The sequence below is a fragment of the Caulobacter sp. FW305-C-30-S16 genome (assembly GCF_058783025.1).
Genome location: NZ_JBYSYH010000012.1, coordinates 1 through 516, shown reverse-complemented (window position 1 = coordinate 516; position 516 = coordinate 1). Strand labels below are relative to the sequence as shown.

Annotated in this window: 1 protein-coding gene; it reads left to right on the top strand. The window is 69.4% G+C overall.

Going from position 1 to position 516, the window contains the following annotated elements; genetic code table 11:
• On the top strand, window positions 1-516 hold a 516-nt coding region (locus AC3WJT_RS17360), incomplete at both ends, for a hypothetical protein (RefSeq protein WP_492344391.1).

The following is a 516-nucleotide window of genomic DNA, read 5'->3' as shown; positions in this document are numbered from 1 at the left end:
CCTCCGCGCCGAGTTCCAGACCATCGCCCGGCTCGAGGCCGACTACCGTCGGGGCGGTCTGACCAACGCCGAACGCGCTGATCTGGACCGTCGCTTCGATGCCCTCAGCGCCCGCATCCAGTCTGACAGCCGCGACCAGGACGGCGGCTGGACCAACATCAACCAGCGCCAGGCCCAGCTTGACGCGCGCATCGACGCGGGCGTCCGTAACGGCTCGATCTCGAACCAGGAAGCGACCCGCCTCCGCGCCGAGTTCCAGACCATCGCCCGGCTCGAGGCCGACTACCGTCGGGGCGGTCTGACCAACGCCGAACGCGCCGACCTGGACCGTCGCTTCGATGCCCTCAGCGCCCGCATCCAGTCTGACAGCCGTGACCAGGACGGCGGCTGGACCAACATCAACCAGCGCCAGGCCCAGCTTGACGCGCGCATCGACGCAGGCGTCCGCAATGGCTCGATCTCGAACCAGGAAGCGACCCGCCTCCGCGCCGAGTTCCAGACCATCGCCCGGCTCGA